This is a genomic window from Chryseobacterium cheonjiense (assembly GCF_012927265.1).
GTDB lineage: Bacteria > Bacteroidota > Bacteroidia > Flavobacteriales > Weeksellaceae > Chryseobacterium > Chryseobacterium cheonjiense.
Window position 1 is genome coordinate 1 of the sequence record NZ_JABBGF010000008.1, and the last position, 1,212, is coordinate 1,212.

Genomic DNA, 1,212 nt, shown 5'->3' on the forward strand with positions numbered 1-1,212 from the left:
CACCTGTTCCCATTCCGAACACAGAAGTTAAGCCCACCAGCGCCGATGGTACTGCTAACGCGGGAGAGTAGGTCGCCGCCAGTTTTTATTTAAAAGTCTCATAGATTAATTTCTATGAGACTTTTTTGTTTATATCCCATTCAAGATTTAAGATTCAAAGTTCAAAGTTCAAAGTTTAAAATTCAAAGTTTAAGGTTTAAGATTCAGAGTTTGATGTTCAAAATTCAAAGTTTAAAGAGTTTATTTAAATAGAATATCCTGGGTTTTACCCATACTTTATTACGCATTACCAATTACTTATTACTGACTCTCTATATCTCACTAAAATAACCCTTTACCCAGTTTATCTTATATCCAAAGACAAATATTATATCCGATATTCCTGTATCTAAATCAATATAGGTTTAATATAACACAAACTTATTTCTAATACCGAATAGCCGCAAAGGCTGTCATCCTGTAAGGATCTATGCATCGTAAGATAAATGTCTATTCTACCTAATAATTAGAAAATAATTATATTAATGCCGCTGTCTTGGAACTGTACCTTTTATAAAAGCTTTCTGGATGGCTTAATTATCTTATAGTTCTCGTGTATTGGCATCTAATAACACTTATATTTAAATTTTATTTTCCATTAAGCTTGTCTCATACAATATAGTTTCCACACTAAAACATTTTCAGTTAATTAAAGCTAAATATAAACCATCCAAAATCTTTATAATGTATTATTCATAAGATGAACTCGGGATATTTTAATTATAAAGCTCTAATAGCACTACAAAAATTTTCTAGGAGAACAGAATAGAATTATGAATGAAAACCTAGCTTTATTCAAATTACCTTTAAATAAAATTAAAACATTACGGACGTTATCAAGAAGAAATTTAGGAAAACTATAATTTTTATTCCCACTTTTGTGCTGCTCTTATACTCAAAAACTGCTCTCACATTTGTATTTTTGTTTTTTTTACCAAATACTAAACATTAGTTTAAAATTATTCTCATAGTATATCAGTGAGTTAGGCTTAAATATTACGTAAAAGTGAATTTTATGTTAAATAGATTTGGATTATAAAGTAACTCGCCCTATCTTTGCCCCACTGAAAACGGAAGGAAGTAGGTAGCGCAGAGGAGGCCTTAATGGGCCGGGAATTAAGAGCTCTTTTAAAGAGATATGGGTCAGGAAAACAATTACAAATTTTATCAGAT

At 30.2% G+C, this 1,212-nt stretch carries 1 rRNA gene; it reads left to right on the plus strand.

The annotated features are described in order from the left end of the window. Positions 1-84 (plus strand): 5S ribosomal RNA (rrf, locus tag HHL20_RS19435); the annotation flags it as partial. Positions 85-1,212 lie beyond the last annotated feature (1,128 nt).